The following is a 17,642-nucleotide window of genomic DNA, read 5'->3' as shown; positions in this document are numbered from 1 at the left end:
CCAGTGAGAGCGTGAGGTGGAACGGATGACCACAGCGACACCCGACCGCGACAGGGAGGGCGAGGGCCTGCCCCCTCGCACCCCGCCGGGGGCTGCCGAGGCCGTGCCGGACGCGCCGCGTCCCGGTGCGGGCCGTACGCCCACGGGGCGGCGGACTCCGGTCATCGGGGCGGAGACGACCGGGCCGATCCCGGTGCACCGCCTGTTCCGCGAGGACCCGTCGGCCCCGCCGCCCCCGGGCGGCGAGGTCGCCCCGGGCCCGCACACCCGTCCCGCGCCCGGCCTCACCCCCCGTCCGGAGGGCCACCGCCGAGCGGACACGGTCTTCGACTACGAGGCCCCCTTCACCCCGGTTCCCCTGCCGGCCCGCCCGCACGCGGACGAGGCGTCGGAGCCCGGGGAGCGGAGGGAGGCGGCGGGGCCGGCGCCCGCGCCGGCCATGGACCAGGCGCCGCGGGACCTGGCCGGCCTGCAGGGCTCCGACGCCCTGCGGGGTGCGTCGGCCCCGGCAGGCGCCGCGGCGCCGACGGACGCTTCGGCAGGTGGCGACGACCCGGTGGTGCCGGGGAGCGCTTCGGTGCCGGAGGGCGAGGCCGTGGTGCGGGGTGAACCTGAGCTGCGGGGCGACGCCGCGCTGCGCGCCGCGTCCGTGCCGGCGGGTGCCTTGGCAGCGACGGACGCTTCTGCAGCGGGCGACCACCCGGTGGTGCCGAGGAACGCTTCGGTGCCGGAGGGCGAGGCCGCGGTGCGGGGTGGTGCGCCCGCTCCGCGAGGCGACGCGGCGTCGACGGGTGCTTCGGTGGCGGGCGATGCCCCGGTGATGCCGGGGAGCGCTTCGGAGCCGGAGGGAGACGCCGCGCCACGAGGCGCTGCGGCGCCGACGGACGCTTCCGCAGCGGACGTTCGCCCCGCGGTGGCGGGGAACACCTCGGTGGAGCGGGACGCCGCAGCGCCGGCTGACGACGCCGCCCCGTCGAGTACTCCCGCGTCCTCGGACATGCCTGCCCCGAGTACCCCCGCGTCGTCGGACACCCCCGCCCCGTCGAGTGCCCCCGCGTCCCCCGACGCCCCCGCCCCGCACGACGCCCCCGCGTCGCCCGACGCCGAGTCCGTCACCGCGGCGGACGCCGCCGGTCCCGCTGACGAGGTGTCAGTGAGCCCCACGGTGCTGATTCCCGAGCCCGCTGCCGCCGCCCCGGCCGAGCGGGCTGTCTCCCGCGGCGACTCCGACGCGTCGCGTGAGGCCGTGATCGGGGCGCCGGCCGCGCCCCCGGACGCGGCGCCCAAGCCGCGGTACCGGGTGTTCGACTTCGAGGCGCTGTTCGCGCCGGGGCAGGCCGGTGTGACGGTCGGGACGGCGGCCGAGGCTTCCGGAGGGGGCGGGTTCCAGGCCGCCGACGTACGGCCGGCTGTGGTGCCGCCCGCCGCGCGCCGGGCCGTCGACTCCCGGCGGGCGCCCCGGCCGAAGCCCGCGCCGAAGCGGCCCGCGCCCACCGCCGACCCGGCCCTCCGGGAGCGGCCCGGGCCCGTGCTGCCCGGGTGGATCGGCGTCGCCGTCGGGGCCGCCGCGCTCGCCGCGTGCGCCGCGGTGCTGTGGTGGGCCGGGGCCGTACCGGACGTCGTCGCGCAGATGCTGCGGCTGCCGGACCGCCCGTACCACGGCATCCACCTCGGGCTGTGGGCCCTGCTCGCCCTCGGCGTGCTGCTGATCCTGTTCTCCCTCGGCGGCCTGAGCCGCGGCCGCGTCGGGTACGCCTGGGTGCTCACGCTGTTCGGCGAGTACCGCGGCACCGTCCGCCGCACCGGCCTGCTCTGGGTGAGTCCGCTCCTGCTCCGCCGCCGCGTCGACGTCCGGCTCCGCCACTGGCGCAGCGAGCCGCTGCCCGCGGTCGACGCCAAGGGCACCGCCCTCGACGTCGTCGTCCTGGTCGTCTGGCGGATCCGCGACACCGTCCGCGCCGCGCTCGGCGTCGAGCACCACGAGGAGTACCTGCGCGAGCAGGTCGAGGCGGCCATGGCCCGCGTCCTCTCCCAGCTCCCCGCCGACGCGTTCCACGAGGACGCCCCGACCCTCCGCGACGCGGAGGCGGTCGGCGAGGCGCTGACGAAGCTGCTCTCCGCGGAGTGCGCGCCCGTCGGCATCGACGTCTTCTCGGCGCAGCCGACCCGTATCGAGTACGCCCCCGAACTCGCCGCCGCGATGCAGCGCCGCAGGATCGCCGCGATCGACGCCAAGCACCGCGACAGTGTGCTGACGTCCGTCGTGGACGCGGTGGACGACATGGTCCACCGGCTGACCACGCGTGGTCTGGTCGAGCTGGACGACTACGAGCGCAAGGCGCTGGTGAAGGACCTGACGGTGGCGTTCTACACGGGCCGGGGCACCGGGGGAGAGGGCGCGTAACGACGTCCGACCCCCGCCGCGATTGGTATGGACATGTTCAAGTCCCGTCCATACATTGGTACTTGGTCCAGACCAGAACCATCCCGCTCCACCGCACGCGCGCGTGCGCATTCGCTCAGCCCACAGAACTCCCCACGTTCTCCTGGAGCAGAAGCATGCGAAAGCGCACAACGAAAACGAAGGTAGGTGCGGCCGCGGTCGCGCTCGGCGTCGCCGGCGTCACGTTCGTGTCGACCGGCTCCGCCACCGGCCACGGCTACACCGACTCCCCGATCAGCCGTCAGAAGCTCTGTCAGAACGGCACCGTGACCGACTGCGGCTCCATCCAGTGGGAGCCGCAGTCGGTCGAGGGCCCCAAGGGCTTCCCGGGCGCCGGGCCCGCGGACGGCACCATCTGTGCCGGCGGCAACTCCCGGTTCGCCCAGCTCGACGACCCGCGCGGCGGCTCCTGGCCGGCGACCCGGGTCACCGCGGGCCAGAGCTACACCTTCCGCTGGCAGTTCACGGCCCGCCACCGCACCACCGACTTCAAGTACTACATCACCCGGAACGGCTGGAACCCCTCCCAGAAGCTCACCCGGGCGGCGCTCGACCCCCAGCCGTTCCTGACCGTCCCGTACAACAGCCAGCAGCCGCCGGCGACGCTCTCGCACTCCGGGACCGTCCCGGCCGGCAAGTCCGGCAAGCATCTGATCCTGGCGGTGTGGACGATCGCGGACACCGCGAACGCGTTCTACGCCTGCTCGGACGTTCAGTTCTGACGCGCAGTCAGCTACGGTCCGCCGCATGACGACTCGGACCGTGGCAGCCGCCGGCACCGTGGCGGAGCTCGTACAGCGCCGGTGGGGCGACCGGAGGACCGGACTCCGGAGCCGGGGAACGGTCCTCACGTACCACGACGTCGCCGCGGGCGCCGCCGCCCGCGCGGCCCTGCTCGTGGAACTCCTGCCCCGGGGCGCGGAGCCGCACCTCGGGGTACTGCTCGACAACACGCCGGAGTACCCGCTCTGGCTCGGCGCGGCGGCCCTCGCGGGGGCCGCCGTCGCCGGCATCAACCCCACCCGGCGGGGCGCGGAACTCGCCCGCGACATCGTCCACACGGAGTGCCGGGTGCTGGTCACACAGCGCGCGTACCTGCCGCTGCTCGAGGGCCTGGCGCTGCCGGACGTACGCGTCCTGGTCACGGACACCGACGCGTACGGCGCACTGCTCGCCCCGTACGAGGGCGCGAAGCCCGGCGAGGCGGTGGTCCGGCCGGTCGGCCCGGCGAGCCGCATGCTCCTCTACTTCACCTCCGGTTCCACCGGCGCGCCCAAGGCGGCGATCTGCAGCCAGGGGCGGCTCGCGGTGGCGGGCGCGTCGCTGGTGACGCAGTTGGGGGTGCGGCGGGACGACGTCCACTACATCTGCATGCCGATGTTCCACGGCAACGCCGTGATCGCCGACTGGGCGCCGGCGCTGGTGGCGGGGGCGGGGGTGGCGCTGCGGGAACGGTTCTCGGCGTCGGGATTCCTGCCGGACGTACGGGAGTTCGGGGCGACGTACTTCACGTACGTGGGGCGCGCGGTCCAGTACCTCCTGGCCACCCCGGAGCGCCCCGACGACCGGGCGCACGGCCTGCGGCTCGGCTTCGGCACGGAGGCGGGCGCGGTGGACACGGCGCGGTTCGCGGAGCGGTTCGGGGTGCGGCTGGTGGAGGGGTACGGCTCGTCGGAGGGCGGCGCGGCGATCCAGCGGACCCCGGACACGCCGCGCGGTGCGACAGGACGGGCGGCGCCGGGGGACGCGCTGGCGGTGGTGGACGCGGAGACGGGCGAGGACTGCGCGCCGGCGCGCTTCTCGGAGGCGGGGGTGCTGCTGAACGGGGCGGCGGCCATCGGCGAACTGGTCAACAAGGGCCGCAACCCCTTCGAGGGCTACTGGCGCAACCCGGAGGCGGAGGCGGAGCGGCGGCGCGCGGGCTGGTACTGGACGGGCGACCTCTTCTACCGCGACGAGGCGGGCTTCCTGTACTTCGCGGGGCGCACGGACGACCGGCTGCGGGTGGACAGCGAGAACCTGGCGGCGGCGGTGATCGAGAACATCCTGGCGCGCTGGGAGGACGCGACGGGGGCGGCGGTGTACGCGGTGCCGGATCCGGTGGCGGGGGACCTGGTGATGGCGGCGCTGGCGATGCGGGAGGGCCGTGAGTTCGTACCGGCCCGCTTCGAGAGGTTCCTCCGCGCCCAGGAGGACCTCGGCACGAAGATGCCGCCCCGCTTCGTGCGGGTGGTGCGGGCCCTCCCGACCACGGCCACCAACAAGATCCACCGCGCGTCCCTCCGCCGCGACGCGTTCGTGTGCGACGACCCCGTCTGGTGGCGCCCCACCCCGACGTCCGGGTACGAACCCCTGACCCCGACGTCCCTGACCGGCCTCCGCACGACGTACGAGTCGCAAGCCCGAGCCGAGCTGATCTGGCGCTGATTCCCCGGTAGGGCCAGGCATACCTCCCGGACGCCCACTGGGGCCATCCCGTGGCCGTCGGCGGGACCGTACCTTGGCCGTATGGATCTGCGGCTTGCGCTTGCTCGACCCCTTGTCTTTCCACGGACCGCCTGGCCGTGGAGGGCCGTCGCGTACCTGGGGAGCGGGGTCGTGGCGGGGGGTGTCGCGCTCGCGGGGCTCCTGCTCGCCGCGCCGCTCTTCGTCGTCGGCGCGCTCGCGCTCGGCCGCTTCGAGCGGTGGCGGCTGCGGGCCGTGGACCGCGCGCCCGCGGCCGACCCGCACCGCACCCCCACCGCACCCGGCCTCGCCGCCTGGGCCCGGCTCCGAGTCAGGGAGCAGGCGACGTGGCGGGAGACCGCGTACGCGCTCCTGCTCGCCACGGTCCTGTGGCCGCTCGACCTCCTCGCCCTCGTCGTCGTACTCGGCCTCCCCGCCGCCCTCCTCTCCGCGCCCGTCCAGCTCGCCCTCGACGGCCAGGAGGCCAAGGTCGTCAAGGCGTACCTGGTCACCGACTACCCGCAGGCCCTCGCCGCCGCGCTCCTCGGCGCCGTCCTGCTCCTCGTCCTCCTCGTCCCCCTCGGCGCCTACGCCGCCGCCCGCGCCGCCCTCGCCCGCGCCCTCCTCGCGCCCCGCGACGCCGAACTGCGCGACCGGATCGGCGAGGTCACCCGCTCCCGCGCCCGTCTCGTCGCCGCGTTCGAGGCCGAGCGGCGCCGCATCGAGCGCGATCTCCACGACGGCGCCCAACAGCGCCTCGTCGCCCTCACCATGACCCTCGGCCTCGCCCGCCTCGACGCCCCGCCGGACAGCCCCCTCGCCGCGCAGCTCGCCAAGGCGCACGACGAGGCCGCGCACGTCCTCACCGAACTGCGCGAGCTGATCCACGGCATCCACCCCCAGGTCCTCGCCGACTACGGACTCGCCGCCGCCCTCGCGGACGCCGCCGACCGTTCCGCCGTGCCCGTCGACACCGAACTGCACCTGCCCCGCCTGCCCGCCCCCGTGGAGTCCGCCGCGTACTTCGCCGCCTGCGAGGGCCTCGCCAACATCGGCCGGCACAGCGGCGCGGACAAGGCCCGGCTCACCGCCCGGTACGACACCGGAGCCGACCGCCTCACCCTGCTCCTCCACGACGACGGCCGCGGCGGCGCCGACCCCGAGCGCGGCTCCGGGCTCACCGGTCTCGCCGACCGCATCGCCGTCCTCGATGGCACACTGACGATCTCCAGCCCGCCCGGCGGCCCGACCCTGATCCGAGTGGAGATACCGTGCCCGACGCCCTCCGCGTAGTCCTGGCCGAGGACAGCGTCCTGCTGCGCGAGGGGCTGATCGGGCTGCTCGCCCGCTTCGGCCACCAGGTCGTCGCCGCCGTCGGCGACGCCGACGCCCTGCGCGAGGCGGTCCCCGCGCACGAGCCGGACATCGTCGTCACCGATGTCCGCATGCCGCCGGGCTTCCAGGACGAGGGCCTGCGCGCCGCCGTCGCCCTGCGCGCCGAGCACCCGGCGCTCCCGGTCCTCGTCCTCAGCCAGTACGTGCAGCGCAGCTACGCCGCCGAACTCCTCGACGCGGGCGACGGCACCGGCGTCGGCTATCTGCTCAAGGACAGGATCGGCCAGGTCGAGGAGTTCCTGGACGCACTCACCCGGGTCGCCGCCGGCGGCACGGTCGTCGATCCCGAGGTCGTACGGCAGCTGCTGCGCCGCCGCCGCGACCCGCTCGCCGCACTGACCCCGCGCGAGCGGGAGGTGCTCGGCCTGGTCGCGGAGGGGCACTCGAACGGGGCGATCGCCCGCCGCCTCGTCGTCACCGAGGCCGCCGTCGGCAAGCACATCGGCAACATCCTCGGGAAGCTCGACCTGCCTCCCGCCGAGGACACCCACCGGCGGGTCCTGGCCGTGCTCACGTACCTGAGGGGGTAAGCCGGAAGGGCCCCTCGCTTCCGCGAGGAGCCCTTCCGTGTCGGTGCGCCGCCAGGGACTCGAACCCCGGACCCGCTGATTAAGAGTCAGCTGCTCTAACCAACTGAGCTAGCGGCGCCTGCTGACGAAAGTAATACTACCTGGTCCCGCGGGGTGCTCCCGACCACCACGTCCCGGCCTCAGATCGCCAGCGACAGCACCATCGGCGCCGCCCTCCGGTTCAGCGTGTCCGCCGCCGTGCGCAGCCGGTGCGCGTGCTCGATCGGCAGCGACAGCGCCAGGCAGCCCACCGCCGAGCCCGCCGTCAGCGGGACCGCCGCGCAGACCGTGCCGATCGCGTACTCCTGGAGGTCGAGCACCGGCACCGACGCCGGCTGGCTGTCCAGCTTGGAGAACAGCACCTTCTCGTTGGTGATCGTCCGCGAGGTCAGCCGGGCGATCCGGTGCCGGGACAGATGGTCGCGGCGGCCGTCCAGGTCGAGCTGGGTGAGCAGGCACTTGCCGACCGCGCTGGCGTGCGCCGCCGAGCGGAAGTCCACCCACTCGTGGACGGCCGGCGTGCGCGGCCCGTCCGCGTACTGCGTGATCCGCACCTCGCCGTCGATGTACCGGCTGATGTACACCGCCGCGCCCACGGAGTCCCGCAGCTCGCCCAGGGTCTCCTGGAGCTTGCGCTCCAGGGCCTCGCGCCGGGTCGCGCCGGAGCCGAGCAGGACGAGCGAGTCGCCGACCACGTACGCGCCGTCGGCGACCTGCTCCACGTACCCCTCGCGGCGCAGCATCAGCAGCAGCGGGGACAGGTGGCCGACGGGGAGGCCGGTCTCGCGCCCGATCTGGGTCTCCGTGACGCCGCCGGCGTGCCGGGCGACCGCTTCGAGGACCCGCAGGGCGTACTGCACCGAGTGGAACGGTGCGGTGGGCTCGGGCATCAGAGCCTCCCCCTACCCGATGGTGGTCGCACTGGTCATATGCTTCCGGTCGTTCCGTTCCACGATAGCTGTCAAGCACCGCGTCGGGAGCGGCTGTTGACGAGTTTTCCGCGCCCCGACCGGCCTCTGCGCTGGGACGCTGCAAATTGGCATATGTCAGAGTCATGCCCCATGAGGTGATCGGCACGGGAACAACCGGAGACACCCTCCTGTTGTCGTCCAGCATGAGTGACAACGTGAGCGACCCCGTCCGGGGAACGGTGCGCGGGACCGCGCCCGTCCCGCTGTCCGTCCTGGACCTGGTGACCGTCGGCAGCGGCCGGACCGCCTCGCAGGCCCTGGCGACCAGCGTGGAGATCAGCCGGCTCGCCGAGCGCCGCGGCTACCACCGCCACTGGGTGGCCGAGCACCACTCCATGCCCGGCGTCGCCTCCTCCTCGCCCGCCGTGATCCTCGCCCACCTCGCCGCCCACACCGAGCGCATCCGTCTCGGCTCGGGCGGCGTGATGTTGCCCAACCACGCCCCGCTGGTGATCGCCGAGCAGTTCGGCACGCTGGAGGCGCTCGCCCCGGGCCGGGTCGACCTCGGGCTCGGCCGCGCGCCGGGCACGGACGGCGCGACCGCCGCCGCCCTGCGCCGGACCGACCGGCCGAACGAGGGGGCATTGGGGTCTCCCCTGCTCGAGCGGAGCCGAGAGCTTGGGGAAGACTTTCCCGAGCAGCTCGCCGAGCTGACCCGGTTCCTCGACGACGACTTCCCGGACGGGCATCCGTACGCCCGGATCCACGCCGTCCCCGGCCCGGTGCAGGGCCCGAAGGGCCGGCCGCCGGTCTGGCTGCTCGGCTCCTCCGGCTTCAGCGCCCGGCTCGCCGGACTGCTCGGGCTGCCCTTCGCCTTCGCCCACCACTTCTCGGCGCGGAACACGATCCCGGCGCTCGACCTGTACCGGGACTCCTTCCGGCCGTCCGCCGTCCTGGACGCGCCGTACGCGCTGATCGGCGTCTCGGCGCTGGCGAACGACGACGCGGCGGAGGCGCGCCGGCAGGTGCTGACCGGGGCGCTGTCGATGCTGCGGCTGCGCACCGGGCGGCCGGGTCTCATCCCGACGCCGGAGGAGGCGGAGGCGTACGCGTTCACCCCGGCCGAGCGGGAGTTCGTGGACTCCTGGCTGGGGAACGTGATCCACGGGACGGCGGACGAGGTGCGGGACGGCTTGGACGCGCTCCAGAAGCGCACCGGCGCGGACGAGTTGATGATCACGGCCAACGCGCACGGCGGGGAGGCGCGGCTGCGGAGCTACGAGCTGATCGCGGACGCGTACGGACTGCCGGACGGGGTCTGACCCGCTCCGGACTCGGCTCGGACTCCGCCTGGAAGAAGCCTCGTTGGTTCAGGACCGAACCACCGGGCGGACCCGCCCTAAGTGAACCTTAAACCGCTCGTCACGCATGGTGGCGAGCGGTTCCGCTTTCTGCTCCACGCCTCTGACAAGGGATTTCATCCGTCAATTGGTCTAGTCCTCGTTTGGTTCAGACCATTGACGCACTGTTCGCGCGGCGGCTATCACTGCTCCAACTCCTGTACCGCGTACCCCCTCGGAGGCCGCACGTGCACCCCCGCAAACCCTTGATCGCCGCGCTCGCCACCGCGGCCCTCGCCGCCGGCACGCTGGCCGCGACGGTCGGACTCGGCTCCGCACAGGCGGCCGACACCACGGCAGCCGTCACCCCCGGCGGCGTCCGCATCGCGTACTACGACCAGTGGAGCGTGTACGGGAACGCGTTCTACCCGAAGCACCTCGACACCCGGGGCATCGCGAGCAACCTGGATGTCATCAACTACTCGTTCGGCAACATCCACCCCACCGACCTCACCTGCTTCATGGCCAACAAGGCCGCGGGCGACGACAACAACCCGAACGCGGGTGACGGTGCGGGCGACTCGTACGCCGACTACCAGAAGTCCTTCAGCGCGGCCGACTCCGTGGACGGCGTCGCCGACAAGTGGGACCAGCCGATCGTGGGCGTCTTCAACCAGTTCAAGGAACTGAAGGCCAAGTACCCCCACCTGAAGATCAACATCTCGCTCGGCGGCTGGACCTACTCCAAGTACTTCCACGACGCCGCGAAGACGGACGCCAGCCGCAAGAAGCTGGTCTCCTCGTGCATCGACCAGTACCTCAAGGGCAACCTGCCGGTCGAGGGCGGCTTCGGCGGCCCCGGCACCGCGGCCGGGATCTTCGACGGCATCGACATCGACTGGGAGTACCCCGGCTCCTCCGGCGGCCACCTGGGCAACCACTACGGCCCCGAGGACAAGCAGAACTTCACGCTGCTCCTCGCCGAGTTCCGCAAGCAGCTCGACGAGTACGGCGCGGCCAACGGTGGCAAGAAGTACCTGCTGACCTCGGCCCTGCCGGCCGGCCAGGACAAGATCAAGTACATCGAGACCGACAAGATCGGCCAGTACTTGGACTACGCCAACATCATGACGTACGACATGCACGGCGCCTGGGACGGCGACGGGCCGACGTACCACCAGTCCCCGCTGTACCCGTCCCCGAACGACCCGACCGACGTCATCGCGCCGGGCACCGAGAAGTACTCGATCGACGACGCCATCGACGCCTGGATCGACGGCGACTCGACGTACGGCATCGCGGGCGGCTTCCCGGCGAACAAGCTGACCCTCGGCTACGAGTTCTACTACCGCGGCTGGAAGGGCGTGCCGGCCGGCACCACCAACGGCCTCGCCCAGACCGCGACCGGCGGCTCGAACGCCCGCCCGCTGAGCCAGCAGGCCGGCATCGCGCACTACAAGGAGCTCGGCGGCATCGTCGACAACGCGTCGACCACCTTCTGGGACGACCAGTCGAAGTCCTCGTACTTCTACAAGGACGGCGAGTTCTTCACCGGCCTGAACCAGAAGTCCATCCAGGCCCGGGTCGACTACGGCAAGCAGCGCGGCCTCGCCGGCGCGATGATGTACTCGCTGCTCGGCCTGGACGAGAACATCACGCTGCTGAAGCAGATCAACAGCGCCCTCGGCGGCACCACCGTCCCGCCGACCACGCCGCCCACCACCCCGCCGACGACCACCCCGCCCACCACCACGCCTCCGACGACGCCCCCGCCCACCGGCTGCGGCTCCGTCCCGGCGTACGTCGCGGGCCAGGTGTACAACGCGGGCAACGAGGTGTCCCACAACGGCCGCAAGTGGAAGGCCAAGTGGTGGACGCAGAACGAGGTGCCCGGCACCACCGGCGAGTGGGGCGTCTGGCAGGACCTCGGCGCCTGCTGAACCCGCCTGCTGATCCGCCTCCGAACCACCCGCACCACCCATGAGACGCTGCCCCCGCCCGGGAAGTCCCGCCCGGCCGGGGGCAGTTCCATGTCCCGCGTCGGGCCGGGGGCGGTGCCATGTCTCCCGGGCCGTCAGGCCGGCAGCGGCGCGACCCCGATCAGCCGGTCGATGCGGTCGGCCGGCACCGCCCGTGAGTACAGCCAGCCCTGGCCGGTGTCGCAGCCGATGCGGCGCAGCCGGGTGGCCTGGCCGGAGGTCTCCACGCACTCCGCGGTGACCGTGAGCCCGAGCCGGTGGGCCAGCTGGACCAGGGCCTCGACGATGAGCTCGTCCGCCGGGTTGGCGTGCGCCTCGTCCTGGAAGCCGCGGACGAAGGAACCGTCCAGCTTGAGGACGGAGACCGGCAGCCGGGAGAGGTACGCGAGGTTCGAGTAGCCGGTGCCGAAGTCGTCGATGGCGATCCGTACGCCCATGTCGCTCAGCGCCTGCAGGGCCTGCAGCGGCCGGCCGGCGGAGCCCATCACCGCGCTCTCCGTCAGCTCCAGTTGCAGCAGGTGCGGGGCCAGGCCCGTCTCCGCGAGGATGCCCGCCACGTCCGCGACCAGGTCCGAGTCCCAGACCTGGCGCACGGCCACGTTCACGCTCACGAAGAGCGGCCGCTCCCGCGGATGGTCCTTCTGCCACTGCCGCGCCTGGCGGCACGCGGTGCGCAGCACCCATCGTCCGAGCTCGACGATCGAGCCGTCCTCCTCGGCGATCCCGACGAACCGATTCGGCGCAAGAGTCCCGAACTGGGGGTGATTCCACCGCACCAGCGCCTCCACGCCGTGCACCACGCCGTCCGACAGGCCGACCAGCGGCTGGTACTCGAGCGCGAACTCCCCGCGCTCCACGGCCGGTCGGAGCGTGGAGCTGAGCGCCTGCCGGGTCATGCGGTGCGCGTTGCGCTCCGGGTCGAAGAGCGTCCAGCGGGCCTTGCCGTCGGCCTTCGCCCAGTACAGCGTGGTGTCGGCGGCCTGCATCAGCCCGGTCGCCGTCGTCCCGGCGGCGACCCGCTCGACCACGCCGATCGACGCGGAGACCGAAAGCCGCTGCCCGGCCAGGTCGAAGGGCTGCTGCAGCGCCGCGAGCACGGACTGGGCCAGATCGGCCAGTTGCTCGGTACCGGTGGAGTCCTCCACCAGGATCGCGAACTCGTCCCCGCCGAGCCGCGCCACCAGGTGCCCACCGCTGCGCGTGTATCCGTCGTTGTCGGCGCACTCCGTGAGCCGCGCGGCCACCGCGGCGAGCAGCCGGTCGCCGACGCGGTGCCCCATGGTGTCGTTGACCGCCTTGAAGCCGTCCAGGTCCAGGTAGCAGAGCCCGATCCGCCCTGTTTCGCCGTGCCCGTACGACTGGTGCGACTGGTACACCGGGTGGGACGGGCCCATGCCGCCGTCGCCGGGGTCGTCGTTCTGCGCCGCGGTCTCCAGTGCCACCGCGAGCCGTTCGAAGAACAGGGTGCGGTTCGGCAGCCGGGTCACCGGGTCGTGCATCTGCAAGTGCCGCAGCCGCGCCTGGAGTTCGCGCCGGTCGCTGATGTCCGCGACGGACAGCAGGACCCGTCCGCTGTCCGCCGCCGGGGCGACCGTGACCTCGGCCCACAGCGACCGGCCGTCGGGGTGCTTGAGCCGCCGGGTGCAACGGAAGCGGGAGCGCCGGCCGTGCAGCACCTCGTGGTACGCGTGCCAGGTCCGGCCGTCGGAGGCGAGGTCGACGAGGTCGGCGGCGGCCTGGTCGAGCAGCGAGCCCGTGTCCGTGCCGAGCAGCGAGGCCATCGCGTCGTTGGCCGTCACCACCAGGCCCTCCCGGTCGACCACCGCCATCGCGAGCTGGGCGGCGCGGAACGCGGCGCGGCAGTCGCGCAGTTCGGGCTCGTACGGTCCCGACGCGTACGGTCCCGGCGCGGACGCTCCCGACGCGTGCGGTGCGGACTCGCGCGGTCCCGACTCGCGCAGTGCGTCGCGATGACGCTCCGTGATCATCCGGGGAGTCCCCGGCACGGCGGAGAGCGGTACGTGCGCCGGTCCTTCTGAGGTTCCGCTCACCGCTCGCTCCCGCAGTGCAGTCGTTCCGTACAGGTGTGTTCGGGCGTGGGTCGGTCAGGAAAGTGTGCCGATCATAGAGGTTGCCCGTGCGGCCCATCCAGCTCCGAACGGGCGGTGGACGCCGCCCGCTGAGGTGAGTATGCCCACGGCTCAGGCCGCCCGATCGTTTCTGCGCAGGTGTGACGCGAGGACAGCGACGATGTGACCGAAAGTGACATCCGATGAATCGCGCGCGTCGCCCGGCGCGTCGCCGACTCACCCGACCGGGCGACTGAAAAGGGGCGAAACCCCAGAAAACGTCACAAGGTGGTTGAGGTGTCCCGCATGCCGCAGCCGGAGGTCTACGTGGAGGGTCAGCAGACACCCGAGGGAGTGGACCGTGCCCGGCTGCGCGCCGGCGGGGCGGCCTTCACGTCCCTCGTGGCACTCGCCGCGACCGGGCTCGTGGCGGGCCCCGCCGTGGGTGCGCCCTCGGCCGGACCGTGTGCCCTGCCGCGCAGTGCCGCCCACCACTCCCTCGGCCTGGACACCTGGAACAGCGCCTACCCGCAGCCGGTCCGCTCCCTCGACGCGGTCATGCTCTTCCTGTCCTTCCCGGACGCCGAACCGCTGCTCTCGCCCGAGGAACTGGCCGCCGACCACTTCCCGGCGACCAGCGAGTTCTTCGAGCGGGCCTCGTACGGCCGGTTCGCGCTGCGCCCGCACCCGCGGCGCGAGTGGATCGAGATGCCGAAGGACTCCACCGCGTACGACATACGGCGTGACTGGGCGAGCGACAAGCGCACCGCGTACCTGCGCGACGCACTGGCCGCGGCCGACGGCAAGGTGGACTTCTCCCGGTACGACATCGTCTACCTGGTCGCCGACCCGGACGCGCCCGGCGTCGACTCCGACGCCACCAAGGTCGTCAACCTGGACAGCCCGCTCACGGTCGACGACACGGAGATCAAGCGCGTGGTCACCGTCTTCGAGCGGCACCCGCCGGACCGGAACGTCCTGGCCCACGAGACCGGGCACGTCTTCGACCTGCCGGACCTGTACCACCGGCCGGTGGACGGCAAGGGCGACTGGGACACCCATGTGGGGGACTGGGACGTCATGGGCAGCCAGTTCGGGCTCGCACCTGACCTCTTCGGCTGGCACAAGTGGAAGCTGGGCTGGCTGGACCGCAAGCAGGTGCACTGTGTGCAGACGACCGGGCCGACCCTGGTCAGCCTGGACGCGATGGCCGCCGCTCCGGCCGCGGGCGGGACGCTCGGCACCCGGCTCGCGGTCGTGCGGACCGGGGAGGACTCGGTCCTGGCCTTCGAGGCGCGCGGGGCGACCGGCAACGACACGGACACCTGCACCGAGGGCGTCCTGGTCTACCGGGTCCGGGGCGAGGCGGCGTCCGGCGACGGCCCGATCGAGGTCGTGGACGCCCATCCGCGCACCGAGGCCTGCTGGGACCGCTCGGTGTACCCGCCGCTGGCGGACGCACCGGTCGCCGAGGGCGAGGCGTTCACCGTCCCCGGGGAGGGCGTCCGGGTGGAGGTCGCGGACCGCTCGCCGGGCGGGGCGTGGACGGTGAAGATCACGCTCCCGGAGAGAGAAGGCTGAACGACGAAGAAGCCCCCCGCTTCCGCGAGGGGCTTCTTCCGTCTGTGCGCCGCCAGGGACTCGAACCCCGGACCCGCTGATTAAGAGTCAGCTGCTCTAACCAACTGAGCTAGCGGCGCCTGCTGACGTCGTAGACATTAGCATCCTGATCCGCCGCAGGAAAAATCGATACCCGCACGTCGGGGGCGCGGCCGGTCCGGACCGCCCGGACGCAGGCCCACAGCAGGACCTCCGGGCCGGGGAGCCAGGGCTGCCGGGTGTCCGGCGCGACCACCCAGCGGGGGCCGTCGGCGGACTGCGGGCGCAGGGCCGGGATGGTCACGGCGTCGCCGACGCCGTGGCAGAGCAGCGGCGGCACGGCCTCGCCCCACTCCTCCCACCGCAGCAGCGACGGGAGCCGGTGGGCGGTGCCGGGGGCGGTGAACAGCAGCATCCGGCCGCGGTGCGCGGCGACCGGCCCGGAGCCGGGTCCGTCCGCCCAGAGCCGGTCGAGCATCCGGCGGCCGAAGACGGCGGGCACGTTGACGATGTCGAAGGCCGCGCCGCAGGGCAGGACGGCCGGCGCGGCCGGGCGGGCCTCCCAGAGCGCGAGCGTGGAGCGCGGGTAGGGCGCGGCGGAGGCCAGCCACTCCGCGCCGGGAGCGGTGACCTGCGCGGTGTGGTGCCGCCCCTCGTCACGCAGCAGCGCGAAGATGTCCGACCGGCGCTCGTCGAGGTCGCTCTGGGCCGGGCTCAGCGGGGTTTCGTCTCGCAGCCATACGCTCATGCACTCAGGTGTACCGGCGGTGACGACTCGGTTGCCCCGTGTTGCGGGAAACCCGGACAGAGGCTGCTTCGGGGGAGTATCGTGCCCGCCCGGCATATGCCAGGGCTACGGGCCAGAGGCGGAGTCGCGCCCCCGGCCCCGTCGCAGGCTCACTCCTCGTCGGGCCGGCCGCCCGTGCGGATCAGGTCGCGGCCGAACTCGACCATCTTGCGGGCATAGTCCGGGGTCCACTCCGCGCGCTCCGCGATCGCCTCGTCGGTGAGGCGGTCGAAACGGCGGGGGTCGGCGAGCTGCGCCGCGGCGATCGCCTGGAACTCCAGCGCCCGGTCCGCCGCCGCCCGGAAGGCGAGCGTCAGCTCGGTCGCACGGGCCAGCAGCTCCCGCGGGTCCTCGATGGACTCCAGGTCGAAGAAGTGCTCGGGGTCGGCGGCAGCCTCGGCAGGCTCGAAGATCAGCGGTGCGGGCCGGAGCCGCCGCTGCACGCTCCGCTCGGGTTCCGCCATGTGTGGTTCCTCCTCGCAAACGCACGGCCCGGACACCCGGGCCACTTCCCATTCTCCCGCGCCCCGCAAGAGGGCCCCACCCCTGGCCGCCCGCCGCCCGACGGACACCCGCGGGCCGCGGGAGGGCGCCCCGCGGTGCCTCATACGACGGCGGCCTCGGCGCCGCCTACCGGAACACGGACGCCGGCGGCTTCGGGGACGGCTTCGCGCCGGCGTCCGTGACCGGGGCCGCGCCGCCGGTGAAGTCCATGAGCGAGCGGCCGTGTTCGACACGGCCGGCGTGCGGGTCGGAGGCGACGCGGCGGGTCAGTTCGGCGACCGGGAGCGGGGCGTCGGAGGCGAGCAGGACCGCGTTGCCGAAGCGGCGGCCGCGCAGGACCGTCGGGTCCGCGGTCAGGGCCAGCTCGGGGAAGACCTCGGCGGCGGTGGCGATCTGGCCGCGCAGATGCGTGAGCGGCGGGCCGTCGGCCAGGTTCGCGGCGTAGCGGCCGCCGGGCCGCAGCGCCCGGCGGACCTCGCCGAGGAACTCGGTGCTGGTCAGATGGGCGGGGGTGCGGGCGCCGCTGAAGACGTCCGCGACGACCAGGTCGGCCCAGCCGTCCGGGACCTTGCCGAGCCCGGCGCGGGCGTCGGTGGACCGGACCCGGATCCGGGCGCCGGGATCGAGCGGCAGCTCGCGGCGGACCAACTGCACCAGGGGCCCGTCCAGCTCCACGATCTGCTGCGTCGAGCGGGGCCGGGTGGCCGCCACGTACCGGGCGAGGGTGAACGCGCCGCCGCCGAGGTGCAGCACCTGCAGCGGCCGGTTCGGGGGCGCGGCGAGGTCGACGATGTGACCGAGCCGCCGCTGGTACTCGAAGGACAGGTGCGCCGGGTCGTCGAGGTCCACGTGCGACTGCGGGGCCCCGTCGATCAGCAGCGTCCAGCCGCGGGGGCGCTCCCGGTCGGGTATGAGCTCGGCGAGCCCGCCGTCGACCTTCTCGACGACGGGATCGGCCGCGGCCGCCCGGTCGCGCTGCTTGTTCCTTGCCACCCGACCATTATCGGCGCCCTCAGCGGCAGCCGTCGGCCGCCTCGATCAGCCGGGCCGCCTCGCCGAGCGCCTCGCGCAGCGCCGTCGGGTCGGTCACCTGGCCGTCGTCCCCGGGCGGCAGCAGCCAGTCGGCGGGACCGTCCTCGGCGGGGCCCCCCGCGGGCTCGGCCTCCGGGAGGCGCAGCCCCCGTCCGTCCGTCCGGGAGCAGGCGCTGCCCGGCAGGTCCCAGCCCTCGGCCGTGCCGGGCGGGACGAGGAAGCCGAGGGTGTCGCCGGTCCCGTCGTGCAGGACGGGACCGACCGCCGGGGCGAGTCCGCGGCGCAGGATGTCGACGGCCTCGAGCCCCTGCCGGACGGGGACGGTGACCAGGTCGCAAGGCTCAGGAGGCTCCGCGTGCGGGGCGCTCGCATCGGGTGTGGGGTCGTGCTCGGCCGTCGTGGTCCGTGGGCTGATCTCCATGCCGGTCTCCAACAAGGGATCCCCTCCTCGTGCCAGGGGAGCAGACACGTTACGTCTGTCCGCCCGGTTCAACGCCCGCACCCGTCAACGGCTACGGCGGCACGCCGCCGCAAAGGATGGCAGTTCATGGCGGATCGTGGGTGAGATA

14 protein-coding genes and 2 tRNA genes are annotated in these 17,642 nt (G+C 73.5%); 8 read left to right on the top strand and 8 right to left on the bottom strand.

The annotated features are described in order from the left end of the window. Positions 1–25 precede the first annotated feature (25 nt). The 5 genes from ABZO31_RS11940 (at position 26) to ABZO31_RS11920 (ending at position 6,813) form a co-directional block, all read left to right on the top strand. Complete coding sequence (locus ABZO31_RS11940) at positions 26–2,404, top strand: SPFH domain-containing protein (protein WP_406861134.1); 2,379 nt, start codon at positions 26–28, stop codon at positions 2,402–2,404. Between the two features lie 155 nt (positions 2,405–2,559). After that, positions 2,560–3,165, top strand: a complete 606-nt coding sequence (locus ABZO31_RS11935; protein WP_406861133.1) for a lytic polysaccharide monooxygenase auxiliary activity family 9 protein — start codon at positions 2,560–2,562, stop codon at positions 3,163–3,165. 25 nt (positions 3,166–3,190) lie between these two features. Beyond that, entirely contained in the window at positions 3,191–4,870 is a 1,680-nt protein-coding gene (locus ABZO31_RS11930) for an AMP-binding protein (RefSeq protein WP_406861132.1), read from the top strand. Positions 4,871–4,951: 81 nt separating this feature from the next. Then, positions 4,952–6,181, top strand: coding sequence for a sensor histidine kinase (locus ABZO31_RS11925; RefSeq protein ID WP_406861131.1), 1,230 nt, complete (start codon positions 4,952–4,954; stop codon positions 6,179–6,181). Next, the gene (locus ABZO31_RS11920; protein WP_406861130.1) at positions 6,160–6,813 is read left to right on the top strand and encodes a response regulator; all 654 of its coding nucleotides are present in this window, start codon (positions 6,160–6,162) and stop codon (positions 6,811–6,813) included. The genes ABZO31_RS11925 and ABZO31_RS11920 overlap by 22 nt, the downstream gene beginning before the upstream one ends. A gap of 44 nt (positions 6,814–6,857) precedes the next feature. Here ABZO31_RS11920 and ABZO31_RS11915 read toward each other — a convergent pair. Next, positions 6,858–6,931 (bottom strand) — tRNA-Lys (locus tag ABZO31_RS11915). 61 nt (positions 6,932–6,992) lie between these two features. Further along, on the bottom strand, positions 6,993–7,742 hold the full coding sequence (locus tag ABZO31_RS11910) for an IclR family transcriptional regulator (protein WP_406861129.1): 750 nt from the start codon (positions 7,740–7,742) through the stop codon (positions 6,993–6,995). Between the two features lie 224 nt (positions 7,743–7,966). Here ABZO31_RS11910 and ABZO31_RS11905 point away from each other — a divergent pair, with 224 nt between their 5' ends. Both ABZO31_RS11905 and ABZO31_RS11900 read left to right on the top strand, forming a co-directional pair. Then, complete coding sequence (locus ABZO31_RS11905) at positions 7,967–9,085, top strand: LLM class flavin-dependent oxidoreductase (RefSeq protein WP_406861128.1); 1,119 nt, start codon at positions 7,967–7,969, stop codon at positions 9,083–9,085. A 266-nt stretch (positions 9,086–9,351) separates the two neighbouring features. After that, positions 9,352–11,043 carry a glycosyl hydrolase family 18 protein gene (locus tag ABZO31_RS11900; RefSeq protein WP_406861127.1) on the top strand — a complete coding sequence of 564 codons (1,692 nt, stop codon included), beginning with the start codon at positions 9,352–9,354 and terminating at the stop codon, positions 11,041–11,043. 134 nt (positions 11,044–11,177) lie between these two features. On the opposite strand, the gene ABZO31_RS11895 is transcribed toward ABZO31_RS11900, so the two are convergent. Beyond that, the gene (locus ABZO31_RS11895; RefSeq protein ID WP_406861126.1) at positions 11,178–13,133 is read right to left on the bottom strand and encodes a putative bifunctional diguanylate cyclase/phosphodiesterase; all 1,956 of its coding nucleotides are present in this window, start codon (positions 13,131–13,133) and stop codon (positions 11,178–11,180) included. A gap of 324 nt (positions 13,134–13,457) precedes the next feature. Between ABZO31_RS11895 and ABZO31_RS11890 the strand changes: the two genes are divergently transcribed. Next, positions 13,458–14,732, top strand: a complete 1,275-nt coding sequence (locus ABZO31_RS11890; RefSeq protein WP_406861125.1) for a M6 family metalloprotease domain-containing protein — start codon at positions 13,458–13,460, stop codon at positions 14,730–14,732. 45 nt (positions 14,733–14,777) lie between these two features. Here the strand turns inward: ABZO31_RS11890 and ABZO31_RS11885 are convergent. The 5 genes from ABZO31_RS11885 to ABZO31_RS11865 form a co-directional block, all read right to left on the bottom strand. Next, positions 14,778–14,851, bottom strand: a tRNA-Lys gene (locus ABZO31_RS11885). Further along, positions 14,842–15,498, bottom strand: coding sequence for a bifunctional DNA primase/polymerase (locus ABZO31_RS11880; RefSeq protein ID WP_406861124.1), 657 nt, complete (start codon positions 15,496–15,498; stop codon positions 14,842–14,844). The genes ABZO31_RS11885 and ABZO31_RS11880 overlap by 10 nt, the downstream gene beginning before the upstream one ends. A gap of 149 nt (positions 15,499–15,647) precedes the next feature. Next, positions 15,648–16,001 (bottom strand): hypothetical protein, encoded by a 354-nt coding sequence (locus ABZO31_RS11875; RefSeq protein WP_406861123.1) that lies wholly within the window; start codon positions 15,999–16,001, stop codon positions 15,648–15,650. A gap of 166 nt (positions 16,002–16,167) precedes the next feature. Further along, complete coding sequence (locus ABZO31_RS11870; protein ID WP_406861122.1) at positions 16,168–17,034, bottom strand: spermidine synthase; 867 nt, start codon at positions 17,032–17,034, stop codon at positions 16,168–16,170. A gap of 19 nt (positions 17,035–17,053) precedes the next feature. Further along, complete coding sequence (locus ABZO31_RS11865; RefSeq protein ID WP_406861121.1) at positions 17,054–17,494, bottom strand: hypothetical protein; 441 nt, start codon at positions 17,492–17,494, stop codon at positions 17,054–17,056. Positions 17,495–17,642: the final 148 nt, after the last annotated feature.

Source organism: Streptomyces solicamelliae (assembly GCF_045348655.1).
Lineage (GTDB): Bacteria > Actinomycetota > Actinomycetes > Streptomycetales > Streptomycetaceae > Streptomyces > Streptomyces solicamelliae.
Note: the sequence above shows the minus strand (reverse complement) of the source record. Positions and strands in the feature narration are given on the sequence as shown.